Below are 26,683 nucleotides of genomic sequence, written 5' to 3' on the forward strand. Positions count from 1 at the left end.
CCGAAGCTCAGCTCGGGTACGGCAGCAGCGTGCCCGCGGTCTTCTCCCAGGCCGCCTTCAGCTCAGCCAGCAACTCCGGCTTGTCCGGGGCGAGATCGGCCTGTTCGCGGGAGTCGGCGGCCAGGTTGTAGAGGTGGTCGGTCTTGTCGGCGTCCTGGTAGTACTTCCAGTCCCCGCGCCTGAGCGCCCGGTTGGCCCGCACCCGCCAGAACAGATCCCGCTCGGGCAGCTCGTGGCCCTTGAGGAGATATCCGGCGAGGCTGGTCCCGTCGAGCGGGTAAGCCGGGTCGGGCCGGGCGCCGCCGATCTCCAGGAGGGTCGCGGTCCAGTCGGGGGAGAAGTTGGGCTCGTGGCTGACCTGGTGACCGTCGATACGGGCGGGCCAGCGCACGATGGTCGGGACGCGGATGCCGCCCTCCAGGAGGACGAACTTCTCTCCGCTGAGCGGCCAGTTGTAGGAGTAGCGCTCACCGCCGTTGTCGGAGGCGAAGAGGACGAGGGTGTTCTCCTCCTGCCCGGAGCGCCGCAGCGCGGCGAGCACCTCGCCGACGGCCGCGTCGAGGCTCTCCACCATCTCCTTGTACTTCTCGACCGAGCCGCCGTCGTAGTGGTTGAGCGCGGCGACGACCTCCGCCTGGCTCTTGGCGGCGCGGATCTTCGCCTCGATCTCGGCGCCGGTCTCCTCGTCGCCCTCCGCGAGCCACGGCCAGTGCGGGGTGGTGAAGTTGAGGTTCAGCAGCCAGGGCTTGGCGTGGTCCCGGCCGACGTACTCGACGGCCCGCTCGGTGAGGACCTCGGTGTAGTAGCGCAGGTCCTTGTAGGTGGCGTCGCCCTCGTACAGGTCGTAGTCGCCGAGCTGGCCGAGCTTGGAGAAGTACTCAAGGACGCCACCGTGGTTGCCGAAGAACTCGTCCCAACCGGACTTGGTGGGGCTGTAGTCGGGCAGCCAGCCGCAGTGCCACTTGCCGATCAGCGCGGTGGCGTAACCGGCCTTCTTGAGGAGGGAGGCGAGGGTGGGGTGGTTCGGGTCGAGGCCTTGGGTCCTGTTGCCGATGGGTTCGGCGAGGCCGCCCGGCGTACGTCCCGGATAGCGTCCCGTGTAGAGGCTGAAGCGGGTGGGAGAGCAGGTCGCGGACCCCGAGTACGCGTCGGTGAACCGCACCCCCTGCCGGGCCAGCCGGTCCAGGTGCGGCGTCCTGATGTGCGGGGCGCCGTAGGAGGAGAGATCGGCCCAGCCGAGGTCGTCACCGAGGATGACCAGGATATTGGGCCGTCGGCTCACGGACCCGGTCCTGGCCTTGAAGGGCCGTTCGGTGGGGGAGGCTTCGCCTGAGGCGGCGTCGGCGGCTTCGGCGGTGCCGGCCGTACCGGCGACGGCGGTGACGGCACCGCCGCCGACGAGGCCGCCGAAGGTACGGCGGGTGATTTCGGACATGCGGGGTCCTTGTGCAGAGGCCATGGGGGCAGGGGTGGCTCCAGTGGATCAGCAGGGTTGATGCCATGGCCAGGAATCCGGCGGGGAGTTCATGGACCTGAAACGTGTCAGCGGCGGGGCGGCAGCTTCTCCAGCCTGTCCAGGACGGGCTCGAACCCGCGCTTGAGGAGCTTGCGCACGGACCGGACGGTCGGGATGCGCAGGGGTGTCGGATCGAACCGGACGAACCTCGGCTGCCAGTCCGGCCCGAAGACAATCAGGCCCTTCAGCGTGAAGTCCCAGAGCAGCCGTTTCCGGCCGCTGTTCATGAGGACTTCCCAGCGGGGCCGGTGCGGGCGGGCGAAGGGAGGGAAATCCGGCAGGGCGCAGAGGTCCGCCGACGCTCGGCGGAAGTCGTCGTACGCCTTCCTCTCGCAGTAGATCAGCAGCACCAGCCGCTCGGGCGGCAGGGTACGCAGGCACTGCACGAACTCCCACATCGTGCCCTGCCCAGGGCCCACCGAAAGGGCGACCACCCGGGCGCGGTCGATGAGCCCGCTCACCGTCTGCTGCCACTCGCTGTCGGCCACGTACATGCGCTGGGCGCCGGCCTTCGGCAGTTCGTCGCCGGGGCGGCCGATCGCGATGACCGGGCCGCACCGCCGAAAGCGCTCGACCAGGTCTTCCTCCTGTGTCCGCCCGGAGAAGTGGAGGATGTTGTGCGCGCCCGCCCCGCCGCCGGAGAGGTCGTAGGGCATCGCGGACATGACCTCGTCCAGGTCGAACGGGCGCAGATACAGGACATGGCCGCTCCGGGCGGCCGCGGTGCCGGAGTCGATGATCTCGGCGGTGTGCTGTCTGCCACCGCGCTGCCGGACGTGGGCCAAGCCGAGCGCGGCCCAGCCGGCGAAGAGGGCCAGGACACACCCCAGCAGGCTCAGCAGTTTCAAGACCGGGTCCGAGGGCGCGATGATCCCTCGCAGGACGATCTGAAACATCAGGATGCTGCCCACCCCGAGCACCGCCCCGCCCACCCGCAGCACCCACCCGACGACGATCAGCCGCCGCCCCCGCCCCCGGTCCTGCGCCGCGCGCGGTGACGGCGGATCGGGCCGGCGGCCATGCAGGAAGAAGGTGTTCCCGTTCGACACCGCAGCCCCTCACCCCACCCGCAGCAACAACACCGCCCGAGCCGGCACCGTAATCCCCACCCCCGCCCGATGCACCACCCCAGGCGCTACCCCCTGCTCCTCCCGGGACGTGTCCACGACCACCTCGTACCGTTCCGCCCAGGGCGCCCCCGGCAGCACGAAGCTCGCCGGACGGTCCCCGGCGTGCAGGACCGCGAGGAAGCTGTCGTCGAGGATGGGTGCGCCCCGCTCGTCGCGGCCCGGTATGTCGCGGCCGGAGAGGTACATGCCGAGGGTGGCGGCCGGGGCGTACCAGTCCCGTTCCGTCATCTCGGTGCCCCGGGCCGTGAACCAGGCGAGGTCCCGCAGGCCGTCCGCCGAGTGCGGGCGGCCGGAGAAGAAGGCCCGGCGGCGAAGGACCGGGTGCTGGTGGCGCAGGGCGATCAGCCTCGATGTGAGGTCGAACAGGGCCTTCCAGCCGGGCTGTTCGAGCAGCTCCCAGTCCAGCCAGCTGATCTCGTTGTCCTGGCAGTAGGCGTTGTTGTTGCCGCGCTGTGTCCGGCCCAGTTCGTCGCCCGCGACCAGCATCGGCACCCCCGTCGACAGCAACAGCGTCGTCAGCAGGTTCCGCAACTGACGGCGCCGGAGCCCCCGTACCCGCTCGTCCTCGGTCTCGCCCTCCGCCCCGCAGTTCCAGGACCGGTTGTCGTCCGAACCGTCCCGGTTGCCCTCGCCGTTCGCCTCGTTGTGCTTGCGCTCGTAGGACACCATGTCCCGCAGGGTGAAACCGTCGTGCGCGGTGACGAAGTTGACGGAGGCGTACGGGCGCCGGCCACCCCACGCGTACAGGTCGCTGGAGCCCGACAGCCGGTACCCCAGGTCCCGTACGTCCGGCAGCGCGCCCCGCCAGAAGTCCCGTACGGCGTTGCGGTAACGGTCGTTCCACTCCGTCCACAGGGGCGGGAAGGAGCCGACCTGGTAGCCGCCCGAGCCGACGTCCCACGGCTCGGCGATCAGCTTCACCCGCCGCAGCACCGGGTCCTGCGCGATCACCGCCAGGAATGGGGAGAGCATGTCGACGTCGTGCATGGACCGGGCGAGCGCGGCCGCGAGGTCGAAGCGGAAGCCGTCGACGCCCATCTCGGTGACCCAGTACCTCAGGGAGTCCGTGATGAGACGGAGCACATGCGGCTGCACGACGTGCAGGGTGTTCCCGCAGCCCGTGTAGTCCGCGTACCGCCGCGCGTCCGACTGCAACCGGTAGTAGCCCCGGTTGTCGATGCCCTTGAGCGACAGCGTCGGCCCCAACTCGCCCGCTTCCGCCGTGTGGTTGTAGACCACGTCGAGGATGACCTCGATCCCGGCCGAGTGCAGCGCCCGCACCATGCGCTTGAACTCGCCGACCTGCTGACCCGTCGTACCGGAGGCGGCGTACGCGGCGTGCGGGGCGAAGTAGCCGATGGAGTTGTAGCCCCAGTAGTTCTTGAGGCCGCGCCTCAACAGGTGGTCCTCGTGGGCGAATTGGTGGACGGGGAGCAGCTCCACCGCCGTTACTCCCAGTTTCACCAGGTGCTCGATCGCCGCCGGGTGCGCCAGACCGGCGTACGTGCCCCGGAGTTCCTCCGGGATCCCCGGGTGCAGCTTCGTGAATCCCCGTACATGCAGCTCGTAGATCACCGAGTCCGCCCACGGCGTCTTCGGGCGGCGGTCGTCCGCCCAGTCGTCGTCATCGTGGACGACGACACCCTTCGGGACGTACGGCGCCGAGTCCCGGTCGTCGCGCACGGTGTCGGCGACCTGCTGCTGCGGCCAGTCGCGGACATGCCCGTACACCTCGGGCGGCAGGCTGAAGTCGCCGTCCACGGCGCGGGCGTACGGGTCGAGGAGGAGCTTCGCAGGGTTCCAGCGGCCGCCGGTCCACGGGTCCCAGCGGCCGTGCACCCGGTAGCCGTACCGCTGCCCGGGCATCACGCCGGGCACGAAGCCGTGCCAGATCTCGTGCGTCAGCTCGGTCAGCCGGGCCCGGGTCTCCTTGCCCCGCTCGTCGAAGAGGCACAGCTCGACGCCCTCGGCCCCGCCCGCCCACAGCGCGAAGTTGGTGCCCGCGACCCCGTCCGGGCCCACCCGGAACCGGGACCCCAGCGGCATCGGCGCACCGGGCCACACGGGCACGGCCGGCGGCGGCGCGGCCCGCCGCGCCCCATTGACGACGGCAGCCGGCAGCCGCTCCTCGGCCACCGCCTCCTGCTCGGCTGCGCTCGACACCTGGGGCCTCCCACGGCTCGCGGAACGACGTGCAAAAGGGCGTGCGGCGTCCCGGCCGCGGCTCCCCGTCGCGTCGTCCTCCCCACTGTTCTGCCCAGAGCTTGGCTCGCACTCACGTTTCCCCATGGCGGCCCTCGTCGTTGGGCCCTGCGTGAGGCACGTACAAGGACGCGCTCGGCGCGCAGGGGCCGCACTGGCCGCCGTACTGACATGGGCCGGGCTGCTGGCCGGCTGCACTTCCGGCTCCTCGGGAGGGATCGATCTCGGCGGGCTCGGCAAACCCCCCGCCGCCGAGGACGTCATCCGCGTCTCCCCGGACGACGGGACCAAGGGCGTCCGACCCGACAGCGCGCTGCGTGTCCGGGTGCCCAGTGGGCGGCTTGAGTCGGTGGAGGTCGTCAAGTCGCAGGACGCGCAGGACACCCCGGTCGCCGGGCACATCTCCGAGGACGGGCTGCGCTGGGAGCCCGACGAGTCGCGGCTCGCCCTCGCCGCGAAGTACACGGTCGACGTCGTCGCGCTGGACGGACACGGGCGCCGCTCCGCCCGCCACACCACCTTCACCACCTACGTCCCCGACGAGCGGTTCATCGGATACGTCACCCCGGAGAACCGCTCCACCGTCGGCACCGGAATGATCGTCTCCCTGGAGTTCAACCGGGAGATCGAGAACCGCGCCGCCGTCGAACGCGCCGTCCACGTGACCGCCAAGCCGCCCGTCGAGATCCGCCCGCACTGGTTCGACAAGGGCCGCCTCGACTTCCGCCCCCAGCACTACTGGAAGCCCGGCACCCAGGTCACCGTCGCGCTCAGGCTCCGGGACGTCGAAGGGGCGCCCGGGGTCTACGGGTTGCAGTACAAGACGTTCTCCTTCACCGTCGGCCGCAGCCAGGTCTCCCTCGTCGACGCCGCGAAGCACACCATGGAGGTCCGGCGCGACGGCGAGCTGCTCGCGACGGTTCCCATCACGGCGGGCGCCCCCAGGACGACGACGTACAACGGCAAGATGGTCGTCACCGAGATGCTCGAAGTCACCCGCATGAACAGCCGCACGGTCGGCTTCGGCGGCGAGTACGACATCCCGGACGTCCCGCACGCCCTGCGCCTGACCGACTCCGGCACCTTCCTGCACGGCAACTACTGGGCGCCGAACGCCCCCGGCAAGGTCAATGTCAGCCACGGCTGTGTGGGGCTGAGGGATGTGAAGGGGGGCAGTTCGGACACGCCCGCGGGCTGGTTCTTCGACCGGAGCCTCGTCGGGGACGTCGTCGAGGTCGTCCACAGCGATGACAAAAAGGTCGCTCCTGACAACGGCCTCGGAGGGTGGAATATGGGCTGGAAGGCGTGGATCGCGGGCAGCGCGGTGAAGTAACCAGGTGGGGGGCCGGGTCGAGGCCCGGTCGCGCGGGCGCAGTTGGGACCGAACGGTGACAATCGCACCCCGTCGACCGGCCTGATCTTGCGGTTAATATCGCCGGACGCGCGGGGAGCGCGGGGGTTTCGGGCCTGGGACCGGGCCCGGCGAGGGGAGAAAAGATCTTGAACGTGCGACCGATATCGGGGGCGTCGGTTGACGCACGCGTGCGTGGCCGTAGGCGCGCGGCGGCGCTGCTGCTGGGGGTCATGCTGACCGCCGTCACCGCGTGCGGGGGAGGCGGCGGGGACTCGGACGCCGAGCCGGGCGCGGGCAAGAGCGCGGACGCCGGCGCGGCCGAGAGCAAGCAGTCCGTGGCCGTCGTCTCCATCGCCCCCAAGGACGGCGCGAAGTCCGTCGAGACCAGCGGGGTCCTCAAGGTCGGCGCCGACAAGGGCAAGCTGACGACCGTCGAGGTCAAGGACTCCAAGGGCGCGAAGGTCGACGGCGCGATATCCGCCGACGGCGCCTCCTGGACGCCGTCGAGCCACCTCGCCGCCGCCACCAAGTACACGGTGCACGCGGTCGCGAAGGACTCAGAGGGCCGTGAGGCCGCCGAGGACTCCAGCTTCACCACCCTGACGCCGAAGAACACCTTCATCGGCACCTTCACGCCCGAGGACGGCTCCAAGGTCGGCGTCGGAATGCCCTTCTCCATCCGCTTCACCCGGGGCATCACCAAGCCCGAGGACGTCGAGAAGGCCATCACGATCAAGACCGAGCCGGCCGTCGAGGTCGCCGGTCACTGGTTCGGCAACGACCGCCTCGACTTCCGCCCCGAGAACTACTGGAAGGCCGGCACCAAGGTCACCGTCGAGCTCAACCTGGACGGCGTCGAGGGCCGCAACGGCGTCTACGGCAAGCAGTCCAAGACCGTCTCCTTCACCATCGGCCGCAGCCAGGTCTCCATCGTGGACGCCAAGAAGCACACCATGAAGGTCATGCGCGACGGCAAGCTCTTCAAGACCATCCCGGTCACCACCGGCAAGCCCGGCTACGCCACCTGGAACGGCCAGATGGTCATCAGCGAGAAGTTCACGGTCACCCGGATGAACGGCGACACCGTCGGCTACGACGGCGAGTACGACATCAAGGACGTCCCGCACGCCATGCGCCTCACCAACTCCGGCACCTTCGTGCACGGCAACTACTGGGGCGGCGGCGCCTTCGGCAACTACAACGCCAGCCACGGCTGCATCGGCCTGCGCGACGTCCGCGGCGGCTACGACAGCGGCGTACCGGCCGCGTGGTTCTTCAACAACTCGATCATCGGTGACGTCGTGACCGTCAAGAACTCCACCGACCCGACGGTCGACCCGTCCAACGGCCTCAACGGCTGGAACCTGTCCTGGGCGGAGTGGAAGAAGTAGCGGTTCGAGTTCGTACGTCGATGGCGGCCCCGGTGTGAGACATCGCACCGGGGCCGTTGTCGTTAGTCCCCGTTAACCTGCTGCCATGACCGTGACTCTCGAAGTGGCCGACGGCGTCGGCACGATCCGTCTCGACCGCCCGCCCATGAACGCGCTGGACATCGCGATCCAGGACCGGCTCAAGGAGCTCGCCGAGGAGGCCGCGCGCCGCGAGGACGTGCGGGCCGTGGTGATCTATGGCGGGGAGAAGGTGTTCGCGGCGGGCGCGGACATCAAGGAGATGCAGGCCATGGACCACACCGCGATGGTCCTGCGCGCCCGCGCCCTCCAGGACTCGTTCACGGCGGTGGCCCGTATCCCCAAGCCGGTCGTCGCGGCCGTCACCGGGTACGCGCTGGGCGGCGGCTGCGAGCTGGCGCTGTGCGCGGACTTCCGGATCGCCGCCGACAACGCCAAGCTGGGCCAGCCCGAGATCCTGCTCGGTCTGATCCCGGGCGCGGGCGGCACCCAGCGCCTGGCCCGGCTGATCGGTCCGTCGAAGGCGAAGGACCTCATCTTCACCGGCCGGATGGTCAAGGCGGACGAGGCCGAGCGGCTGGGCCTGGTGGACCGGGTGGTTCCGGCCGCCGACGTCTACACCGAGGCGCATGCCTGGGCGGCGAGGCTCGCGCAGGGCCCGGCGATCGCGCTGCGCGCGGCGAAGGAGTCGATCGACACCGGTCTGGAGACCGACATCGACACCGGACTGGCCGTCGAACGGAACTGGTTCGCGGGCCTGTTCGCCACCGCCGACCGTGAGACCGGGATGCGCAGCTTCGTCGAGGAGGGCCCTGGCAAGGCCAAGTTCCTGTGAGGAACCTCTTGAGGAAACTCCCCTGAAGTACTTGCTGTTGACGGGATGTCTGATCCGGGTCCCTCGATGGGGCGGTTTATGGGAGCCTTAAGGCAACCTTAAGTCTGCCTTGCCGAGGGAGCCGCAGATTGCCTCCGATCGAGCCTCCGCCGCAGGTCGGAGGGGTTGCAGCGAGCACCGAACTGCCAGTGGCATATGCCGATCGGAACCAGCGGAATGGTGGATTCCGGGGGGCGTATTCCGTAGAGAGGGCCCCGGAAGGCGTGCGGTGCGGCCATGATGGGGGCATGGCGGGGCTGGAGGGTATCGAACAGCCGCGGGGACACGGCCGTGCGACCGCGGCGCGCTGGTCGCCCACGGTCGAGGACGAACACGCGCTGAAGGCGCTGGAGTTGTTCGGCAACCCGACGGAGGCGGAGGTTCCGCTCCCTTCCCGCCCCGAGTCCGCGGCGACCGCCCGCCGGCTGACCCAGGTCGTGGTCCTGCGGCACTGGGGCCTCACCCCGAAGATGACCGAGGACGCCGTCTTACTCGTCTCCGAGCTCGTGGGCAATGCCGTACGGCACACGGGGGCGCGGGTGTTCGGGCTGCGGATGCGGCGGCGGCGGGGGTGGATCCGGGTCGAGGTGCGTGATCCGTCGCGCGGGCTGCCGTGTCTGATGCCGGTTCAGGAGATGGACATCAGCGGGCGGGGGCTGTTCCTGGTGGACAAGCTGTCCGACCGGTGGGGCGTGGATCTGCTGCCGCGGGGGAAGACGACGTGGTTCGAGATGCGGGTCGCGGACCGCTGATCCGGTAGGGCCGTCGAACGGCTCAATCAGGAATTTTCGCCACCAATCCCCCTTAAATGGGGCGAGTGACCACTACCGATCGTCGGGCCGTGCTCCGCGCGACCGCCGGGCTCGCGTTCACCACCGGGTGTGCCGCGAGCGGTGCCGTCGCCCACCCCGTCCACTCCAGCGCCCCCGCCCAGCCGCCGCCGGCGCCCGGCCCCCGCCACCTCCCCGGCCTCCCCACCCAGCTCACCCACGGCCCCCGCACCCACCCCCGTGTCGCCCTCACCTTCCACGGCAACGGCGACCCCGCCACCGCCCGCGCCCTCCTCCGCGAGGCCGAACAGGGCGGCGCCCGCATCACCGTGCTCGCCGTCGGCACCTGGCTCGACGAGCACCCGGAGATCGCCCGCCGCATCCTCGACGGCGGCCATGACCTCGGCAACCACACCCTCCACCACCTCGGCGTCAACGACATGTCCGAGGCCGAGGCCCGCGCCGAGATCGAGGGCTGCGCCCAGCGGCTGCGGCGGCTCACCGGCTCCATCGGCAGCTGGTTCCGGCCCTCGCGTGCCGCCCGCGCCTCACCGCTCGTTGAACGGCTGGCCCGCCGGGCCGGCTACCCGAACGTGCTGTCGTACGACGTCGATTCCCTCGACTTCACCTCGCCCGGCGCCCCCGCCGTGTCCCGCAAGGTACTCGGCGAGATCCGCAACGGGTCCGTGGTGAGCCTGCACTTCGGGTACGCCGACACGGTCGCCGCCCTCCCCGCCGTACTGGAAGAACTCGACCGCCGCGGTCTGGCCGCGGTGACCACCACGGAGCTGTTCAGCTGATGCACCGCCTTGTGAAGCACACCCTGGCCGCGAGCGCCGTACTCACCGCTCTCACCGCCCTCGCCGCCTGCGGCACCGAAACCCACGACCAGGCCTCGACCAAGCACCGCGCCACCCAGGCCGCCGTCCCCGCGCCGCCCAAGAAACGGCCGGTCCAGGGGCTGCCCGGGATGCCGCCGGTCCTCGACCCGAAGGACGTGTACGCGGCCGACCGCCCGGGCCGGCTGTCCCCGGTGGTCAAGGACTTCCCCAGCCGCGTCTACGTCCCCAACACCGAGTCCGACACGGTCTCCGTCATCGACCCGAAGACGTACGAGATCGTGGAGACGATCCACGTCGGCCGGCAGCCCCAACACGTCGTCCCCTCCTGGGACATGAAGACCCTCTGGGTCAACAACAACCGCGGCCACACGCTCACCCCCATCGACCCGAAGACGGGGAAGGCGGGCAAGCCGGTCGAGGTGCACGACCCGTACAACCTCTACTTCACGCCCAACGGCAAGTACGCCGTCGTCATGGCCTCCCTCGACCGCGAACTCGTCTTCCGCGACCCGCACACCATGGACCGGAAGAAGACCGTCCCGGTCACCTGCTACGGCGTCAACCACGCCGACTTCTCCCTGGACGGCAAGTACTTCATCGTCTCCTGCGAGTTCAGCGGCGAACTGCTCAAGGTCGACACCGAGAAGATGAAGGTCGTCGGGCAGCAGAAGCTCCCCTTCGACGGGGCCATGCCGCAGGACGTGAAGATCTCGCCCGACGGGAAGCGGTTCTACGTCGCCGACATGATGGCCGACGGCATGTGGGTCCTGGACGGCGCCACGTTCGACAAGCCGAAGCTGATCCCCACCGGCAAGGGCACCCACGGCCTCTACGTCAGCCGGGACTCGCGCGAGATGTACGTCTCCAACCGGGGTGAAGGCACCATCTCCGTCTGGGACTTCGCGCAGAACAAGGTCGCCAGGAAGTGGCACCTGCCCGACGGCGGCAGCCCCGACATGGGCGGCGTCTCGGCCGACGGCAAGGTCCTGTGGCTGTCCGGGCGCTACAACGCCGAGGTGTACGCCATCGACACCCGCACCGGCGAGCAACTGGCCCGCATCCCGGTGGGCAGCGGCCCGCACGGGCTCGCGGTGTATCCGCAGCCGGGCCGGTACTCGCTCGGCCACACGGGCATCTTCCGCTGATCTTCGGTCAGTTGACACGCCGCCGCACGAGTGAAGATCCCCAACCCGCCCGGACCCGGCCGGGATTGTGCTCCCATGATCACCACTCACCTGCGGCGGCGTGCCGCTGCCGCCGTCCTGTCCCTCGCCGCCGTCTTCGCCACCACGGCGGCCACCGCGCCCTCGAAGGCCCCCACGACCCCCGACTGCAAGGTCCAGTTCGACGATCCCGTCAAGGCCGCCGTCGACCGCACCGTCGACGTCGGCCGCATCACCCCCGAGCCGGTCTGGCGCAAGAGCTGCGGCACCCTCTACCGCAGCGACGGCCGCGGCCCCGAGATCGTCTTCGCGGAGGGCTTCAAGCCCAAGGACGTGGTGAACGGCCAGTACGACATCGAGAAGTACGTCCTGGTCAACCAGCCCTCCCCGTACGTCTCCACGACCTACGACCACGACCTGTACAAGACGTGGTGGAAGTCGGGCTACAACTACTACATCGACGCCCCCGGCGGCGTGGACGTCAACAAGACCATCGGCGACACCCACAAATGGGCCGACCAGGTCGAGGTGGCCTTCCCCGGCGGCATCGCCCGGAAGTACATCATCGGCGTCTGCCCGGTGAACAAGACCACCAAGACCGAGATCATGAGCGGCTGCCAGAGCAACCCGCACTTCGAGGCGTGGCACTGAGAGGTCAGGCGTCGACTTTGAGCAGCAGCGCCTCCGCGCCCACGGGACGGTAACCGGCTGCCTGGAACGCCCGCGTGCTGCGGGCGTTCCCCGGGGCGACCTGGGCCCACAGCGGTTCCTCGACGAGATGCCGGGCGGCGGTCACGAGCAGACGCCCCAGCCCCCGGTGCCGTACGGCCTCGTCGACCTCCAGCGAGACCTCAAGGCGCCCGCCGATCCCGCGCCCGGTGACGAGCACCCCGCCGTCGGTCGTCCAGGCCCGTACGTCGTCACGGCGGTTGCGGGCGTATGTGATGCGCGGGTGCTCGGCGTCCTTGATCTCCTCCAGCGCGAGGGGCGGCCGTCCCGGCAGGGGCGAGCCCACGAACATCGCGTCGATCGTCTCGGCCGTACGCCCCGTCCGCGCCATGAAGGCCGCCAGGAACCGTGGGTTCATCGTCACGGCCAGCGGATCGCACTCCACGGCCGCCAGAGTCTCGTACACCCACTCCGGGTCCTCGTCCGTGAAGACGACCGAGTGCGCGGTGAACGCGAGCACGCCCGCGTCCCGGGCGGAAGCCTGCGGTACGACGGTCGTACGGCCGTCCGGTGGCGGGAAGACACCGCGGGCGGCGGCGTCGAGAATCTCCCGCAAGGTCTCCATCGCGCACCGCTCCTTGAGTCTCCACCCACTGGAAGGCCCACACTCACACACATGATCGACGACGGCACCGGACTTTTCACCATCGGCGAGCTGGCGAGGTCGACGGGCCTGACCGTACGGACCATCCGCTACTGGTCCGACGAGGGCGTACTCGTCCCCGTGACCCGCTCGGCCGGCGGCTACCGCCTGTACGACGCGGAGTCCGCCGCCCGTCTGGAACTGATCCGCACCCTGCGCGAGCTGGGCCTCGGCCTGGCGGACGTACGCAAGGTGCTGGACGGGGAGCGGACGGTCGCGGAGGTCGCGGCGGCGCACGTGGTGGCGCTGGACGCGCAGATCCGCTCGCTGAAGGTGACCCGGGCGGTGCTGTCGACCGTTGCGCGACGCGGGTCGACCGCGGAGGAGATGACACTGATGAACAAGCTGGCGCGGCTGTCCGCCGCAGAGCGGCGCAGGATCGTCGAGGACTTCATGGCGGAGATCTTCGAGGGGCTCGACACGGCGGATCCCGACATCCGGACCCGGCTGCGGTTCGCCGGGGCCGTCAATCTGCCGGACGACCCCAGTCCCGAGCAGGTGGACGCGTGGGTGGAACTGGCCGAACTCATCCAGGACCCGGAGTTCCGGGCGCTGATGCGCAGGGCGATCGAGTTCAACGCGGCGGACCGGGGGCCCGACGTCCCCGCCGGGACGTCTCTGTGGTTCATGAGCAGGCTCGTCCAGCTGGCGGGGGAGGCACGGCGGCGAGGGCTCGCCCCCGAGGCGCCGGAGGCGGACGAACTGCTGGCCGGTCTGCTCGGGGACGCCGACCGGGCCGAGGTGCTCAAGCGTCTGGAGGCGGGAACGAACCTGCGGCTCGCCCGGTACCGCGAGCTGTCGGCCGTCGTGAACGGCCTCGAACCCCAGCCGTCGTACGAGGAGGAGTTCACCTGGGTGGTCGCCGCGCTGCGCGCTCGGACGGCCGGTTAACCTGACCTCCGGCAACAAGCCAGCAAGGTACGACGAAAAGGGGCGGATCGGTGGCCGACATCGACGAGGCACGCAAGGACTTCGAGCGGATCGACACGGACGGTGACGGCTTCATCACCGCTGCCGAGTTCAAGACCGCCCTCGCCCAGGAAGGCGACTGGAACGTCACCGAGTCGGTCGCCGAGGCGATCATCAAGACCCGCGACCTGAACGGCGACAAGGTGCTGTCGTTCGACGAGTTCTGGGCGTACCTGGCCAAGTGACGTCAGGGGGAGGGGCGTCCGGCGGGTGGGATCACGCCGGGCGCCCCTTTTTCGTTGGCCGTTGGCCGTTGGCGCTGACGGGGGAGCCAGGCGAGTTTCAGGGGGTAGCGCTCGGCGAGGGCTTCGTAGCGGGCGCGGACTTCTTCTACGGGGAGTTGTGTGGCTTCGCTGATCCTCGGGAGTGCCTCCTCATCGATTTCTTGTGCCGGGTCACGAGCGGGGAGCCCGCCGTCAAGGTCCTGGGACAGCAGTTTCCGGGTGTGACCGTCCGTTTCGAGCGAGGCGAGAGCGGCCACCACGAGTGACGGTGGTTCGAGTGAGCGCTCCTTCATGAGCCTGAGCAGCGGTTCCTTCGCGCACCCCCCGGATCAGCGGCTCAGTGGATCAACCGATCGCCTTCAGCAGTTGAGCGACTCCGGCGTCCCAATCCTTCGTCAGGTCCGCGTACTTGAGGTCGACGAGGATGGAGGGCGGCGACCCACCGAACCGTACCGGCAGGAGCCGTACGCCGTGGCCTTCCAGCTGGCGGTGGAGCGCGGTCATCCACTCGCGGGACGTCCAGGGGCTGAGGACACCGTCCGGTGCGTCGGAGTAGCAGAGGACGAGATAAGTGGTCCCGGTCAGCCCGTCGTTGATCTCTCCGACGACGGAGTCGCCCACGCCGATGACGTCTTCGTCGAGCCAAACGGTGTGCCCGGCCGCGCGGATGTCCCGCGCGAGCCGTTCGGCCAGGGACGAGTCCTGCTTCCGGTGACTGACGAAGACATTCGCCATCAGACGCGCTCCCTGATCCCCTTCGACTTCGACGGACTCCGCGGACTCTCTGTCGCGGCCTAGGAGGCCTTCCTCCGGTACTGCCCCGGCGCCACCCCGTACTCCCGCTTGAAGGCCTTGGCGAAGGCGAACTCCGAGGTGTAGCCGGTGCGTTGGGCGACATGGCGGAGGGGCAGATCGGCCTCGCGGAGCAGCCGGCCGGCCGTCGTCATGCGCCACCAGGTCAGATACGCCAGGGGCGGGCGCCCCACGAGCGCGGTGAACCGCCGGGCGAAGGCCGCGCGGGACAGGCCGCCGTGGGCGCCGAGTTCCTCGACCGTCCAGGGGTGGTCGGGCGCGGCGTGGATGGCTTGCAGCGCCGCCGTCACCGCGGGGTCGGCGAGCGCGGCGGCCCACCCGGTGGGGTGCCCTTCGGCGCGCGCCTCGCCCTGCCACCAGGCGCGCAGGATGTAGAGCAGCAGGGTGTCCAGGAGCGAGGCGACGATGGTGTCCGAGCCTGGTTGCGGCTCCTCCAGCTCCGTGCCCAGCAGTTCCACGGCCGCCCGCAGCGACTGATGGGCGCCGAGCTTGGCGGGCAGATGGACCACCTCCGGGAGCTCGGAGAGGAGGGGGTGCGCACGGCTGCGGTCGAGCCAGTAGGCGCCGCACAGGAGCACTGTGTCCGGCACGGAGTCCCGTGCGGGGGAGGGCGGTTCGGGCGGACTCCCGTCCGGCTGGAACCGTACGACCTCCGGCTCCACGCCCGGCCCGCTGGTCAGCGCGTATCCCCGCCCGTGCGCCAGGAACACCACGTCCCCCGGCGCCAGCGCCACCGCCTCGCCAGCCGAGGGCAGCAGCCAGGCCGACCCCCGCAGCACCACATGGAACCCGGCGCCCTCCGAGTCCTCGATCCGCATCCCCCAGGGCGCGAACTTGTCCCGCCGGCCCGAGTGCGGCCGCCCGGTGCGCATCGCGGCGATGGCGTCGCTGAGTACGTCCATGTCCACCACGGTAGCCGGGAGTTGGGGGAGGGAGACGAACGGACAGGAAAGGAAGACCGGCGGACATGGATCGTCTCCGATCCGGCTCCTAGCGTGGACGGCATGTCAACTACCGCACGTACAGTGCTCTTTCATGAAATTGGCGGACCCGAGGTGCTGGGGATCGAGGACGTGGCCGTACCCGCGCCGGGCCGCGGCGAAGTCGCTGTCCGGGTCGAGGCGTTGGGCCTGAACCGCGCCGAAGCCCTTTTCAGGTCCGGCACTTACTACTACCAGCCCGCGCTCCCCGCCTCCCGGCTCGGCTACGAGGCCTCCGGTGTCGTGGAGGCGGTCGGCGAGGGGGTCACCGAACTCGCCGTCGGGGACCTGGTGATGACGGGGCCCGGCATCGAGATGAGCGCACAGGGTGTGTACGCGGAACGGGTCGTGCTGCCCGAGACCGCGGTGGTGACCCGCCCCGCGTCCGTGGACGCCGTGACCGGCGCGGCGGCCTGGCTGACGTACACGACCGCGTACGGCGCCCTCCTGGAGACGGCCGGTCTCGAGCCCGGCGACCATGTCCTGATCACCGGCGCCTCCAGCGGTGTGGGCACGGCGGCGATCCAGGTGGCCCGCCGCATCGGAGCGATCCCGCTGGTCACGACCCGTACGGAGGCGAAGCGGCAGGGGCTGCTGGACGCGGGGGCGGCGGAGGTGATCGTCTCCGGGGAGAACGCGGCAGGAGAGGGTGAGGGAGGCGCCGAGGCGGTGGCGAAGGAGGCCAGGCGGCTCACCGGCGGCCGGGGCGTCGAGGTGATCTTCGACGCGATCGGCGGCCCCGGCTTCCGCCCGCTGGCCGAGGCGCTCGCGGAGGGCGGCTCGGTGGTGGCGTACGGCTGGCTGGACCGCCGCCCCGCCGAGATCCCCTGGAACTGGCCCTTCACCATCCACACCTACGCCAACATGAACCTCACCACCACCCCGGGCGGCCGCCGCCGCTCCACGGCGTTCCTCAACGCGGGCCTGGCCGACGGCGGGTTCCGCCCGGTCGTGGCCGAGGTCTTCGACGGCCTGGACCGCATCCGGGACGCCCACCGCCTGATGGAGTCGAACCGGCACACGGGAAAGATCGTCGTACGACTCTGAGTCCGCGGCGCGGAATAGGTGCCGCCCCGCCCCGGTTGATGCTGCTCAGACGTATGCACATGCATCGACCTGAAGGGCCTGTCATGAAGATCGGCATCATCGGCGCCGGAAACATCGGCGGCAACCTCACCCGACGGCTCACCGCCCTCGGCCACGAGGTCTCCGTCGCGAACTCCCGCGGCCCGCACACGCTCACCGAGCTGGCGAAGGAGACGGGTGCGACGGCCGTACCGGTGGAGGAAGCGGCACGCGGCGCGGAGGTCGTCGTCGTCACCATCCCCCTGAAGGCGATCCCGGACCTGCCGAAGGGCGTGCTCGACGGGGCGGCGGAGGGGGTCGCGGTGATCGACACCGGCAACTACTACCCCAAGCAGCGCGACGGCCGCATCGCCGAGATCGAGGACGACGGCCTGACGGAGAGCCGCTGGACGGAACGCCATCTCGACCACCCCGTCATCAAGGCCTTCAACGGCACCTACGCCCAGGACATCCTCGACCGCCACGCCCCGGCCGGCACCCCCGACCGCCAGGCCCTCCCGGTCGCGGGCGACGACGAGGCCGCCAAGGCGAAGGTCCGCGCCCTCATCGACGAACTCGGCTTCGACACGGTGGACACGGGCGGCCTCGACGACTCCTGGCGCCAGCAGCCGGACACGCCGGTGTACGGGCTGCGGGAGGGGGTCACGGGGGTCACGAAGGCACTGGCGGAGGCGAGCCCGGAACGCAAGCCGGAGTTCCGGGCCTGAGCCGACGGGCGTCGGACCGTCTTCAGCGGCGGATGCGGCCTGCCCGACAACCCCGCCTGACGATCAGGCGCCCTCGGCCCACTCGCGCAGGGCGGTCTTGCTCGCGAAGTTCGCCACGTCCTTGTCCAACGGGTCGTCGGTGTACTGGTGGAACAGCCACTTCGCCTTGATGCGGGGCTTGCCCGCGGTCACGTAGTCGGCGATCCAGAGTCCGTCGCCCGCGTACGACGTACTGTCGATGTTCAACCAGTAGTTCCGGTTGGCGTAGAGGACGACCCGGTTGTTCGGCCGGAGCTCCTTCACCTTCCGTATGAACCGGTCCTTCTCCGCGTTGCTCGCATGCGTCCCCTCACCGGTGGTCTCCCAGTCCACGGCGAGGATGTCGCCCGCCCGTTCCGGTGCCTTGCTGACGAAGTACTCGGCCTGGGCGGTGAGGTTGCCCGGCCAGAGGAAGTGGTAGAAGCCGACGACCAGGCCGGCGTCGCGGGCCCGCTTGGTCTGGGCCGACAGTTTGGGGTTGGTGTAGGTGCGGCCCTCCGTCGCCTTGATGAAGACGAAGGAGAGGCCGTCGGTGTCGTACGAGGAGGACTGGTAGGCGCTCACGTCTATGCCGCGCAGCATGTGGGGGACTCCCTGAAACGTCAGTGGGGTAACGAGAGTTGTTGTATGCCCCAGTTGCCGCGTCAGGAACGTTCAGCACTCGATGATGTTCACCGCCAGCCCGCCCCGGGCCGTCTCCTTGTACTTCACGCTCATGTCCGCGCCCGTGTCCTTCATGGTCTTGATGACCTTGTCGAGGGACACCTTGTGGGACCCGTCCCCCCGCATGGCCATCCGCGCCGCGGTCACCGCCTTCACCGCCGCCATGCCGTTGCGCTCGATGCAGGGGATCTGGACGAGGCCGCCGACCGGGTCGCAGGTCAGGCCGAGGTTGTGTTCCATGCCGATCTCGGCCGCGTTCTCGACCTGCTCCGGGGAGCCGCCGAGGACTTCCGCCAGTGCGCCCGCCGCCATCGAGCAGGCCGAGCCGACCTCGCCCTGGCAGCCGACCTCGGCGCCGGAGATGGAGGCGTTCTCCTTGAAGAGCATGCCGATGGCGCCGGCGGCCAGCAGGAAACGGACGACGCCGTCCTCGTCGGCGCCCGGCACGAAGTTGATGTAGTAGTGCAGGACCGCCGGGATGATGCCGGCCGCGCCGTTCGTCGGGGCCGTCACGACGCGGCCGCCCGCCGCGTTCTCCTCGTTCACCGCCATCGCGTAGAGCGTGATCCACTCCATGGCGTGGGCCAACGGGTCGCCCTCCGCCCGGAGTTGACGGGCCGTCACCGCCGCGCGGCGCTTGACCCGCAGGCCGCCCGGCAGGATGCCCTCGCGGGACATGCCCCGGGACACGCACGCCTGCATGACCCGCCAGATGTCGAGGAGCCCGGAGCGGATCTCGTCCTCCGTGCGCCAGGCGCGCTCGTTCTCCAGCATCAGGGCGGAGATCGACAGGCCGGTCTCCTTGGTCAGGCGCAGCAGCTCGTCGCCCGTGCGGAAGGGGTACTTCAACACCGTGTCGTCGAGTTTGATGCGGTCCGCGCCCACCGCGTCCTCGTCGACCACGAAACCGCCGCCGACCGAGTAGTACGTCTTCGACAGGAGCTCCGCGCCCGCCGCGTCGAACGCCCAGATCGTCATGCCGTTCGCGTGGTAGTCGAGGGTCTTGCGGCGGTGCAGGACGAGGTCGTCGTCGAAGGAGAACGGGATCTCCCGCTCGCCCAGCAGCTTCAGGAGCCCCGCGTTCTTGATCTCCTCCACCCGGTCGTCCGCCGACTCCACGTCGACCGTACGAGGGGACGCGCCCTCAAGACCGAGCAGTACCGCCTTCGGGGTGCCGTGGCCGTGGCCGGTCGCGCCCAGGGAGCCGTAGAGCTCGGCGCGGACGGAGGCGACGGAGGGGAGCAGGCCCTCGTTGCGCAGACGGCGGGCGAACATGCGGGCCGCACGCATCGGGCCGACCGTGTGGGAGCTCGACGGGCCGATGCCGATCGAGAACAGGTCGAAGACCGAGATGGCCACGGGAACTCCTAAGAAAGGGTGGGGGCACACGTCGTCGGGCGCCCCCACCAGGGAACTACTTGTTCAGACCGGGGTACAGCGGGTGCTTGGCGGCAAGCGCCTCGACCCGGGTCTTCAGGGACTCGGCGTCGTACGACGGCTTCAGGGCCGCCGCGATCACGTCCGCGACCTCGGCGAAGTCCTCGGCCGTGAAGCCGCGGGTCGCCAGCGCCGGCGTACCGATGCGCAGACCGGACGTCACCATCGGCGGGCGCGGGTCGTTCGGGACGGCGTTGCGGTTGACCGTGATGCCGACCTCGTGGAGACGGTCCTCGGCCTGCTGGCCGTCCAGCTCGGACTCGCGCAGGTCGACGAGGATGAGGTGGACGTCGGTGCCGCCGGACAGGACGTTGACACCCGCCTCCCGGGCGTCCGCGGCCGTCAGACGCTCGGCGAGGATCCGCGCACCTTCCACCGTACGCCGCTGGCGCTCCTTGAACTCCTCGCTCGCCGCGACCTTGAAGGACACCGCCTTCGCCGCGATCACATGCTCCAGGGGGCCGCCCTGGAAGCCGGGGAACACGGACGAGTTCAGCTTCTTCGCGAAGGCCTGCTTGGCGAGGATGATGCCGCCGCGCGGGCCGCCCAGCGTCTTGTGGGTCGTGGAGGTGACCACGTCCGCGTACTCGACCGGGTTGGGGTGCAGGCCCGCCGCGACCAGACCGGCGAAGTGCGCCATGTCCACCCACAGGTACGCCTCGACCTCGTCGGCGATCCGCCGGAACTCCGCGAAGTCCAGCTGGCGCGGGTACGCCGACCAGCCCGCGATGATCACCTTCGGGCGGTGCTCCTTGGCGAGCCGCTCCACCTCGGCCATGTCGACCAGACCGGCGTCGTCCACGTGGTACGCGACCACGTTGAACTGCTTGCCGGAGAAGTTCAGCCGCATCCCGTGGGTGAGGTGACCGCCGTGCGCCAGGTCCAGGCCGAGGATGGTGTCCCCGGGCTGGGCCAGCGCGAACAGCGCCGCCTGGTTGGCGGAGGCACCGGAGTGGGGCTGGACGTTGGCGTACTCGGCGCCGAACAGCTCCTTGATCCGGTCGATGGCGATCTGCTCGGCGACGTCGACGTGCTCACAGCCGCCGTAGTAGCGGCGGCCCGGGTAGCCCTCGGCGTACTTGTTGGTCAGCACCGAGCCCTGCGCCTCCATGACCGCGAGCGGAGCGAAGTTCTCCGACGCGATCATTTCGAGGGTGGACTGCTGGCGGTTCAGCTCGGCGTCGACCGCGGCGGCGATCTCCGGGTCGAGCTCGTGCAGGGACGTGTTCAGGACGGACATACGTCTACGACTCCTCAGCCGGCGGAAAAGGCGGTGTACTCGTCGGCGGAGAGGAGGTCGGCCGGCTCCTCCGCGACGCGTACCTTGAACAGCCAGCCGCCCTCAAAGGGGGCGGAGTTCACCAGCGACGGGTCGTTGGCGACGTCCTCGTTGACCTCGGTGACCTCACCGGAGACGGGGGAGTACAGATCGCTGACCGACTTGGTCGACTCCAGCTCGCCGCAGGTCTCGCCCGCGGTCACCGTGTCACCGACCTCCGGGAGCTGCACGAAGACGACATCGCCGAGCGCGTTGGCCGCGTGCTCCGTGATGCCGACCGTCGAGACGCCGTCCTCGGCGCCCGACAGCCACTCGTGCTCCTTGCTGTAGCGCAGCTGCTGGGGGTTGCTCATGGCCTGAATTCTCCTGTACGCGGGGGAGTGCTGTTGAAGGGGGGACTGCTGGATACACGCGTGAGCAGCGGAAATGTGCGCAGGGTCACGCGCGGGCGCGCGACCGTGCGTCCAGTGTCTACTTCTGGCGCTTGTAGAACGGCAGAGCCACGACCTCGTACGGTTCGTGGCTGCCCCGGATGTCCACACCGACGCCGGACGTGCCCGGCGCGGAGTGCGCGGCGTCGACGTACGCCATCGCGATCGGCTTGCCCAGCGTGGGGGAGGGGGCGCCGGAGGTGACCTCGCCGATGACCTGGCCGTCGGCGACGACGGCGTACCCGGCGCGGGGGACCCGGCGGCCCTCGGCGATCAGGCCGACGAGGACGCGCGGCGGCGCGGTCTCGGCACGGGCGGCGGCCTCGGCGAGCGCCTCGCGCCCGACGAAGTCGCCCTCCTTCTCGAACTTCACCACGCGCCCGAGGCCCGCGTCGAAGGGGGTGAGCGAGGTGTTCAGCTCATGCCCGTACAGCGGCATGCCCGCCTCCAGGCGCAGGGTGTCCCGGCAGGACAGACCGCAGGGGATCAGGCCGACGCCCTCGCCCGCCTTGGTCAGCGCCCGCCACAGCTCGACCGCGTGCTCGGGCTTCACGAACAGCTCGAAGCCGTCCTCGCCGGTGTAACCGGTGCGGGCGATCAGCGCCGGGACGCCGGCGACCGTGCCGGGCAGCCCGGCGTAGTACTTCAGGCCGTCGAGGTCGGCGTCGGTGAGCGACTTGAGGATCCCCGGGGACTCCGGCCCCTGGACGGCGATCAGCGCGTAGGCGTCCCGGTCGTCGCGCACCTCGGCGTCGAAGCCGGCGGACCGCTCCACGAGGGCGTCGAGGACGACCTGGGCGTTGGAGGCGTTCGCGACGACCATGTACTCGGTCTCCGCGAGCCGGTAGACGATCAGGTCGTCCAGGATGCCGCCGTCCTCGCGGCAGATCATGGTGTAGCGGGCGCGGCCGAGGCCGACGGAGGCGATGTTGCCGACCAGGGCGAAGTTCAGCAGGGCGGCGGCCTGGGGTCCCGTGACCGTGATCTCGCCCATGTGCGAGAGGTCGAAGAGCCCGGCCTTCGTGCGGACGGCGTTGTGCTCGTCGCGCTCGGAGCCGTAGCGCAGGGGCATGTCCCAGCCGGCGAAGTCGGTCATCGTCGCGCCGAGCGCGCGATGCAGGGCATCGAGCGCGGTCAGGCGGGGTGCGGTGCTGCTCATCGGACGGTCGTCTCCCAGGGATCCACGGCATGACGGGCGAGGTCGTTCCTCCCCATCTGTCATCGGAACCTGAGAGGTTCGCCATGATCGTCGAAAGATCCTGGCTTGCACCTTGGGTGGAGCCACCGGAAACGGTGACCCGCTTTTCAGATGTGCCTCGCCCGCGCGGTAACGGGGCCTGAGAGATTCAAGGGAGGGACTTGCTCCTTCGGCGCCCCAGCGACCAGACATGCTGCTGGGGACTCTCCCGCGCGGATTCAAACGGCCGGTATGCAGTTGGCGCGGACATCATTGCACGCATCGGGCACCGACGGCAGGGCCGCATCGGTCCGGCCCTTTGTAACTGGCTTGTGGCAGGACGATCACCAAAACAAGAGAGACACCCCATTACCTTCTCTTTACGCTCGGTGGGGAGGGGAACCCCCCTGACCCCGGAGGAGGACGATCACGGTGAACAGGACCACTGCGTACGCCACCACCTCGGCCGTCGCGCTGCCCGCGCAGCCGACCGCTCCGGCCCAGGAGGCATACGCACCGCGGCCGGTCGTCCGCGACCTGCGCGAGCGCTCCGGCCACAGCCCGCACGCCCTGCTCTTCGCCCCCGACGACCTCGTCGTGATCACCGGCCTGCCCGGCAGCGGCAAGTCCACCCTCATGAAGCGCGCGGTCAACGGCATACGCGTCGACTCCCAGGACACCCGCGACCGCTGGGACGAGCGGACGCCGCGCTTCCTGCCGTACGCCGTCTACCGCCCCCTCGTCCGGGCCGCCCACTACCTCGGGCTGTTCCGCGCCCTGCGCTCCGGCGAGGGCGTCGTGGTGCACGACTGCGGCACCCAGTCCTGGGTGCGCGGCTGGCTGGCCCGCGAGGCCCGCCGCCGCGGCGGCACCCTGCACCTGCTGCTGCTCGACGTCACCCCGGACACCGCCCTGGCCGGCCAGCGCGAACGCGGCCGCGGTGTCTCGCGGTACGCCTTCCTGCGCCACCGCTCGGCCGCCGCCCGCGTGATCCACTCCGTGGAGAAGGGCGACCTCCCGCAGGGCGTCGGCTCGGCGGTACTGCTTGACCGGGACGCGGCGGACACCCTGCGCCGCATCGGCTTCACGGGCTGACCCCGGACACCCCCGCACCCGTTAGCCTTTTCAGCCACAGACAGGCCTCAGGCGGCAGTACTCGGCAGGCGGACGGACAGATGGCATTCCCGGCACAGGCACACCCCCATCCGCACGGCGGCGGATGGCCCGGCAACGAGCTGGAGGAGGTGCTCTCGGCCTCCCTCGGCATGCCCGCCGCGGGCGCCCGGATCATCGAGGTCCTGGGCCGCAGCTTCATCTGGATCCCGCTGCCCAACGGCGGCGGCCCGCACAGCGGCCCCCTCGACCTGCCCAGCATGGAGATCGACGGCCAGGCGTACGTCCCGGTCTTCACCTCCGAGGAACAGTTCCGGCAGGTCGCCGGCGGGCACATGGCGTACACCATCGCCCCGGCGGTCGAGTTCGCCCGCGGTCTGCCGCCCCAGGTCGGCATCGCCGTGAACCCCGAGGGCGTGGTCGGCGTCCCCCTCCCGCCCCCCGCCGTCGCCGAACTCTGCCGCATCGGCCGCACCCCGCTCGACGGCCCCAACACCGGCGGCCGCGTCAAGCTCTACGAGCCCGACTGGCAGGACGACCCGGTCGACTTCCTCGCCACCGCCTCCGCCGAGTTCGCCGCGACCGGCGTGGTCCGCACGGCCCGCCGCTGCCTCGCCGCGATCGAGACGTCCACCCCCGTGATGTTCGTGGGCGTGGAACTCTCCCAATGGGAGGGCGACTTGCGTACCCTCCCGATGGACGCACTGGGCAGGGCCCTGGGCCGGACCCCGGTGAACTGGCAGGTGAACCTGGTCCTGTTGGACGTGGCGGATGATCCGGTGGGTCATTGGATGAGGGAACAGGTACGTCCGTTCTACCAGCGGGACTTTTAAGCACCCTGAGGGGCATCGGACCCAGGGGCGCGGGGAACTGCGCGACAAGCCCCCACCGACCCGCACCCGACAGACCACCGCAAGCCCTGAGCCGTCACCGCTTAAGCTGTCGACAGACATTCACAACCGTTGACCCGGAGGGACCCGTGAGCGCGAGCGGCACCGCCGCGACCGGCCAGGTCGAGCACATGCTGCGCCAGGTGACGCCGGGGCGCTACGACGCCTACGAGGCACTCCTCCGCGCCCTCGCCGCCCCCGCCTCCGGCCAGATCTGGATGCTCCTCTGGCACGGCCAGTCGGGCTCCCCGGACGCCCAGTACGGAAACATGGAGGTCGAGGGCTACGGCTACGCCCCCTGCGTGACCTCGGCCCAGGAACTCTCCGCGAGCGGATGGAACCGCTCGTACGAAGTGGTCGACGGCATCGACGTGGCCCGCACCCTCTACCCCGACCACTTCGGCCTGTGGCTCAACCCGCACGCGCCCGGCGGCGGCGTCGGCATCCCCTGGCTCGACCTGCGCAGGATCGCCACCGGACTGGAGCGCCAGCCCGCCGGCCCCCTCCGGCTCTCGGAGCCCGGTATCGAGATCCCGCAGTTCTACGCCCAGATCGTGCAGAACGCCCACCGTACCCCCGCCGTCCGCTCGCTGCGCCGCGCCTGGGTGCAGCCCGCGCTCGGGGCGCCGTACCTCGCCATCGGTCTGGACGTGTACGACACCAGCCCGCAGGCCGTGGACTCGGTGCGCGCGATGATGCAGCAGTCCATCGGCGCGGTCCCGGACGGGCTGCCCGTGTCGACCGTGGCGATGTCCGACGAGTACGACCCGGTCGCGATGTGGATGCGGGCCGGCGCCCGGCCCTTCTACGACCGCGAGGCCCACGCCGCCCCGGCGCAGGCTCCGGCGGCCGGGTACGGCTACCCTCCGGCGCCCGGCGGCTACTGAGCCGGACGATCACAGACTCTCGTGTTACGGGAGTGTGTCTGCGCGCGTAGACGAGGCCGGAAGGCCCCATGAGGCCCTTATTGCCCCAACTGGTCTGCGTCCGGCGGCCGTTACCCGCTGTCCGGATAACGGAACCCCCCAGCCCGCATCACGTTTATGCATCCTTTCCTCGCCAAGTCTGGCAACAGATCGCCAAAGCGTTGAAGACTCCGGCTCCAGGGGTGGGTTCGCCCCTGTGTACGACGGACTGATCACGCCGCTACAGCGGCAAGTGTGGGCCGGCTACCGCCGGTTGAGAGGGGTCCCTGCCAGATGACGGCACCATTGCACGAGCCGACCGCGGAAGCGGCCCCGAGCGCGGCCGAGGAAGCGGCGGTCAGCGCCGGCGCGAAGGCCGTCCAGGGACGCTCCCTGGGGCGGATCGCCTGGGAGCGGTTGAAGCGGGACAAACTCGCCCTCGCGGGCGGCATCGTCGTGCTCTTCCTCATCGCGGTCGCGCTGCTCGCGCCCGTGATCACCAGCCTCTACGGCCAGGACCCGAACACGTACCACGACAAGGACCTGATCGACCCGCTGTTCGGCACCCCCAAGGGGTCCTTCGGCGGCATCAGCGGCGACCACTGGCTGGGCGTCGAGCCGGTCAACGGCCGCGACATCTTCTCCCGCATCGTGTACGGCGCCCGGATCTCGCTGCTCGTCGGCTTCCTGTCCGCGCTCGTCGCCGTGGTCATCGGCACCGTCCTGGGTGTCCTGGCCGGCTTCTTCGGCGGCTGGGTCGACTCGGCCATCAGCCGGGTCATGGACGGTCTGCTGGCCTTCCCGCAGCTGCTGTTCATCATCGCGCTGGTCTCCGTCATGCCGAACGAGATGCTGGGACTGACCGGTACGGGCGTGCGCCTGTTCGTGATGATCCTGGTCATCGGCTTCTTCGGCTGGCCCTACATCGGACGCGTGGTGCGCGGTCAGACGCTCTCGCTGCGCGAGCGTGAATACGTCGAGGCGGCCCGCTCGCTCGGCGCCGGGCGGCTCTACATCCTGTTCAAGGAGCTGCTGCCCAACCTGGTCGCGCCGATCATCGTGTACACGACGATGATGATCCCCACCAACATCCTCACCGAGGCGGCGCTCAGCTTCCTGGGCGTGGGCGTCAAGCCGCCCACGGCCTCCTGGGGGCAGATGCTCTCGAACGCGATCGACTACTACAAGTCCGATCCCACCTACATGGTGGTCCCGGGTGTAGCGATCTTCATCACCGTTCTTGCCTTCAATCTCTTCGGCGACGGCGTGCGGGACGCGCTGGACCCGAAGGGTTCCCGCTGAACTGCCGTACACAAAGCGTCCCGTGGCACCAACACG

At 70.1% G+C, this 26,683-nt stretch carries 26 protein-coding genes and 1 riboswitch; of the genes, 15 read left to right on the plus strand and 11 right to left on the minus strand.

The features are described 5' to 3' along the window. Positions 1 to 7: 7 nt before the first annotated feature. From ABZ928_RS51500 to glgX, 3 genes are all read right to left on the minus strand, one after another. Positions 8 to 1,435 carry a sulfatase-like hydrolase/transferase gene (locus ABZ928_RS51500; protein WP_361536427.1) on the minus strand — a complete coding sequence of 476 codons (1,428 nt, stop codon included), beginning with the start codon at positions 1,433 to 1,435 and terminating at the stop codon, positions 8 to 10. A 107-nt stretch (positions 1,436 to 1,542) separates the two neighbouring features. After that, positions 1,543 to 2,565: a hypothetical protein gene (locus tag ABZ928_RS51505; protein ID WP_361536429.1), complete on the minus strand. Its 1,023-nt coding sequence runs from the start codon at positions 2,563 to 2,565 to the stop codon at positions 1,543 to 1,545. 9 nt (positions 2,566 to 2,574) lie between these two features. Continuing rightward, positions 2,575 to 4,809 (minus strand): glycogen debranching protein GlgX, encoded by a 2,235-nt coding sequence (gene glgX / locus ABZ928_RS51510; RefSeq protein WP_361536431.1) that lies wholly within the window; start codon positions 4,807 to 4,809, stop codon positions 2,575 to 2,577. A 151-nt stretch (positions 4,810 to 4,960) separates the two neighbouring features. Here glgX and ABZ928_RS51515 point away from each other — a divergent pair, with 151 nt between their 5' ends. From ABZ928_RS51515 to ABZ928_RS51545, 7 genes are all read left to right on the plus strand, one after another. Then, a complete protein-coding gene (locus ABZ928_RS51515) occupies positions 4,961 to 6,181 on the plus strand; it encodes an Ig-like domain-containing protein (RefSeq protein ID WP_361536433.1) in 1,221 nt (406 codons plus the stop codon). Positions 6,182 to 6,348: 167 nt separating this feature from the next. Further along, entirely contained in the window at positions 6,349 to 7,593 is a 1,245-nt protein-coding gene (locus ABZ928_RS51520) for an Ig-like domain-containing protein (protein ID WP_361536435.1), read from the plus strand. Between the two features lie 85 nt (positions 7,594 to 7,678). Continuing rightward, on the plus strand, positions 7,679 to 8,446 hold the full coding sequence (locus ABZ928_RS51525; RefSeq protein ID WP_361536437.1) for an enoyl-CoA hydratase-related protein: 768 nt from the start codon (positions 7,679 to 7,681) through the stop codon (positions 8,444 to 8,446). A gap of 182 nt (positions 8,447 to 8,628) precedes the next feature. Then, complete coding sequence (locus tag ABZ928_RS51530; RefSeq protein WP_361536527.1) at positions 8,629 to 9,237, plus strand: ATP-binding protein; 609 nt, start codon at positions 8,629 to 8,631, stop codon at positions 9,235 to 9,237. Positions 9,238 to 9,293: 56 nt separating this feature from the next. After that, the gene (locus ABZ928_RS51535) at positions 9,294 to 10,055 is read left to right on the plus strand and encodes a polysaccharide deacetylase family protein (protein ID WP_361536439.1); all 762 of its coding nucleotides are present in this window, start codon (positions 9,294 to 9,296) and stop codon (positions 10,053 to 10,055) included. Continuing rightward, entirely contained in the window at positions 10,055 to 11,242 is a 1,188-nt protein-coding gene (locus tag ABZ928_RS51540) for a YncE family protein (RefSeq protein ID WP_361536441.1), read from the plus strand. Before ABZ928_RS51535 ends, ABZ928_RS51540 begins: the two co-directional genes overlap by 1 nt. A 75-nt stretch (positions 11,243 to 11,317) precedes the next feature. Next, a complete protein-coding gene (locus ABZ928_RS51545; protein ID WP_361536443.1) occupies positions 11,318 to 11,911 on the plus strand; it encodes an ADP-ribosyltransferase in 594 nt (197 codons plus the stop codon). Positions 11,912 to 11,915: 4 nt separating this feature from the next. Here ABZ928_RS51545 and ABZ928_RS51550 read toward each other — a convergent pair whose 3' ends face one another. Then, the gene (locus tag ABZ928_RS51550; RefSeq protein WP_361536445.1) at positions 11,916 to 12,554 is read right to left on the minus strand and encodes a GNAT family N-acetyltransferase; all 639 of its coding nucleotides are present in this window, start codon (positions 12,552 to 12,554) and stop codon (positions 11,916 to 11,918) included. 51 nt (positions 12,555 to 12,605) lie between these two features. On the opposite strand from ABZ928_RS51550, the gene ABZ928_RS51555 reads away from it, so the two are divergent. Both ABZ928_RS51555 and ABZ928_RS51560 read left to right on the plus strand, forming a co-directional pair. After that, a complete protein-coding gene (locus ABZ928_RS51555) occupies positions 12,606 to 13,523 on the plus strand; it encodes a MerR family transcriptional regulator (RefSeq protein ID WP_361536447.1) in 918 nt (305 codons plus the stop codon). 50 nt (positions 13,524 to 13,573) lie between these two features. Beyond that, positions 13,574 to 13,786, plus strand: a complete 213-nt coding sequence (locus tag ABZ928_RS51560) for an EF-hand domain-containing protein (protein WP_361536449.1) — start codon at positions 13,574 to 13,576, stop codon at positions 13,784 to 13,786. Positions 13,787 to 14,170: 384 nt separating this feature from the next. On the opposite strand, the gene ABZ928_RS51565 is transcribed toward ABZ928_RS51560, so the two are convergent. Further along, positions 14,171 to 14,560: a toll/interleukin-1 receptor domain-containing protein gene (locus tag ABZ928_RS51565; RefSeq protein WP_361536451.1), complete on the minus strand. Its 390-nt coding sequence runs from the start codon at positions 14,558 to 14,560 to the stop codon at positions 14,171 to 14,173. A gap of 59 nt (positions 14,561 to 14,619) precedes the next feature. Continuing rightward, positions 14,620 to 15,540 carry an AraC family transcriptional regulator gene (locus ABZ928_RS51570; RefSeq protein WP_361536453.1) on the minus strand — a complete coding sequence of 307 codons (921 nt, stop codon included), beginning with the start codon at positions 15,538 to 15,540 and terminating at the stop codon, positions 14,620 to 14,622. 102 nt (positions 15,541 to 15,642) lie between these two features. Here ABZ928_RS51570 and ABZ928_RS51575 point away from each other — a divergent pair, with 102 nt between their 5' ends. Both ABZ928_RS51575 and ABZ928_RS51580 read left to right on the plus strand, forming a co-directional pair. Continuing rightward, on the plus strand, positions 15,643 to 16,665 hold the full coding sequence (locus ABZ928_RS51575) for a zinc-dependent alcohol dehydrogenase family protein (protein WP_361536455.1): 1,023 nt from the start codon (positions 15,643 to 15,645) through the stop codon (positions 16,663 to 16,665). 83 nt (positions 16,666 to 16,748) lie between these two features. After that, complete coding sequence (locus ABZ928_RS51580) at positions 16,749 to 17,411, plus strand: NAD(P)-binding domain-containing protein (protein WP_361536457.1); 663 nt, start codon at positions 16,749 to 16,751, stop codon at positions 17,409 to 17,411. Positions 17,412 to 17,474: 63 nt separating this feature from the next. Here the strand turns inward: ABZ928_RS51580 and ABZ928_RS51585 are convergent, their stop codons facing one another. The 5 genes from ABZ928_RS51585 to gcvT form a co-directional block, all read right to left on the minus strand. Further along, entirely contained in the window at positions 17,475 to 18,032 is a 558-nt protein-coding gene (locus ABZ928_RS51585) for a glycoside hydrolase family 25 protein (RefSeq protein WP_361536459.1), read from the minus strand. 72 nt (positions 18,033 to 18,104) lie between these two features. Continuing rightward, positions 18,105 to 19,472 (minus strand): L-serine ammonia-lyase, encoded by a 1,368-nt coding sequence (locus tag ABZ928_RS51590; RefSeq protein ID WP_361536461.1) that lies wholly within the window; start codon positions 19,470 to 19,472, stop codon positions 18,105 to 18,107. A gap of 55 nt (positions 19,473 to 19,527) precedes the next feature. After that, positions 19,528 to 20,790, minus strand: coding sequence for a serine hydroxymethyltransferase (glyA, locus tag ABZ928_RS51595; RefSeq protein ID WP_361536463.1), 1,263 nt, complete (start codon positions 20,788 to 20,790; stop codon positions 19,528 to 19,530). Positions 20,791 to 20,804: 14 nt separating this feature from the next. Then, entirely contained in the window at positions 20,805 to 21,182 is a 378-nt protein-coding gene (gene gcvH / locus ABZ928_RS51600; protein WP_361536465.1) for a glycine cleavage system protein GcvH, read from the minus strand. 118 nt (positions 21,183 to 21,300) lie between these two features. Beyond that, positions 21,301 to 22,419, minus strand: coding sequence for a glycine cleavage system aminomethyltransferase GcvT (gcvT, locus tag ABZ928_RS51605; protein WP_361536467.1), 1,119 nt, complete (start codon positions 22,417 to 22,419; stop codon positions 21,301 to 21,303). Between the two features lie 156 nt (positions 22,420 to 22,575). Then, positions 22,576 to 22,679: riboswitch (glycine riboswitch) on the minus strand. A gap of 190 nt (positions 22,680 to 22,869) precedes the next feature. Here gcvT and ABZ928_RS51610 point away from each other — a divergent pair. The 4 genes from ABZ928_RS51610 to ABZ928_RS51625 all read left to right on the plus strand — a co-directional run bounded on the left by ABZ928_RS51610 (position 22,870) and on the right by ABZ928_RS51625 (position 26,647). Next, positions 22,870 to 23,532, plus strand: coding sequence for an AAA family ATPase (locus tag ABZ928_RS51610; RefSeq protein WP_361536469.1), 663 nt, complete (start codon positions 22,870 to 22,872; stop codon positions 23,530 to 23,532). Between the two features lie 80 nt (positions 23,533 to 23,612). After that, positions 23,613 to 24,383, plus strand: coding sequence for an enhanced serine sensitivity protein SseB (locus tag ABZ928_RS51615; protein WP_361536471.1), 771 nt, complete (start codon positions 23,613 to 23,615; stop codon positions 24,381 to 24,383). A gap of 146 nt (positions 24,384 to 24,529) precedes the next feature. Continuing rightward, positions 24,530 to 25,327 (plus strand): enhanced serine sensitivity protein SseB C-terminal domain-containing protein, encoded by a 798-nt coding sequence (locus ABZ928_RS51620; RefSeq protein WP_361536473.1) that lies wholly within the window; start codon positions 24,530 to 24,532, stop codon positions 25,325 to 25,327. A gap of 312 nt (positions 25,328 to 25,639) precedes the next feature. Then, positions 25,640 to 26,647 (plus strand): ABC transporter permease, encoded by a 1,008-nt coding sequence (locus ABZ928_RS51625; RefSeq protein WP_361536475.1) that lies wholly within the window; start codon positions 25,640 to 25,642, stop codon positions 26,645 to 26,647. The last annotated feature ends 36 nt before the right edge of the window (positions 26,648 to 26,683 follow it).

Origin of the sequence: Streptomyces sp. NPDC046909, assembly GCF_040644695.1 — a bacterium.
GTDB lineage: Bacteria > Actinomycetota > Actinomycetes > Streptomycetales > Streptomycetaceae > Streptomyces.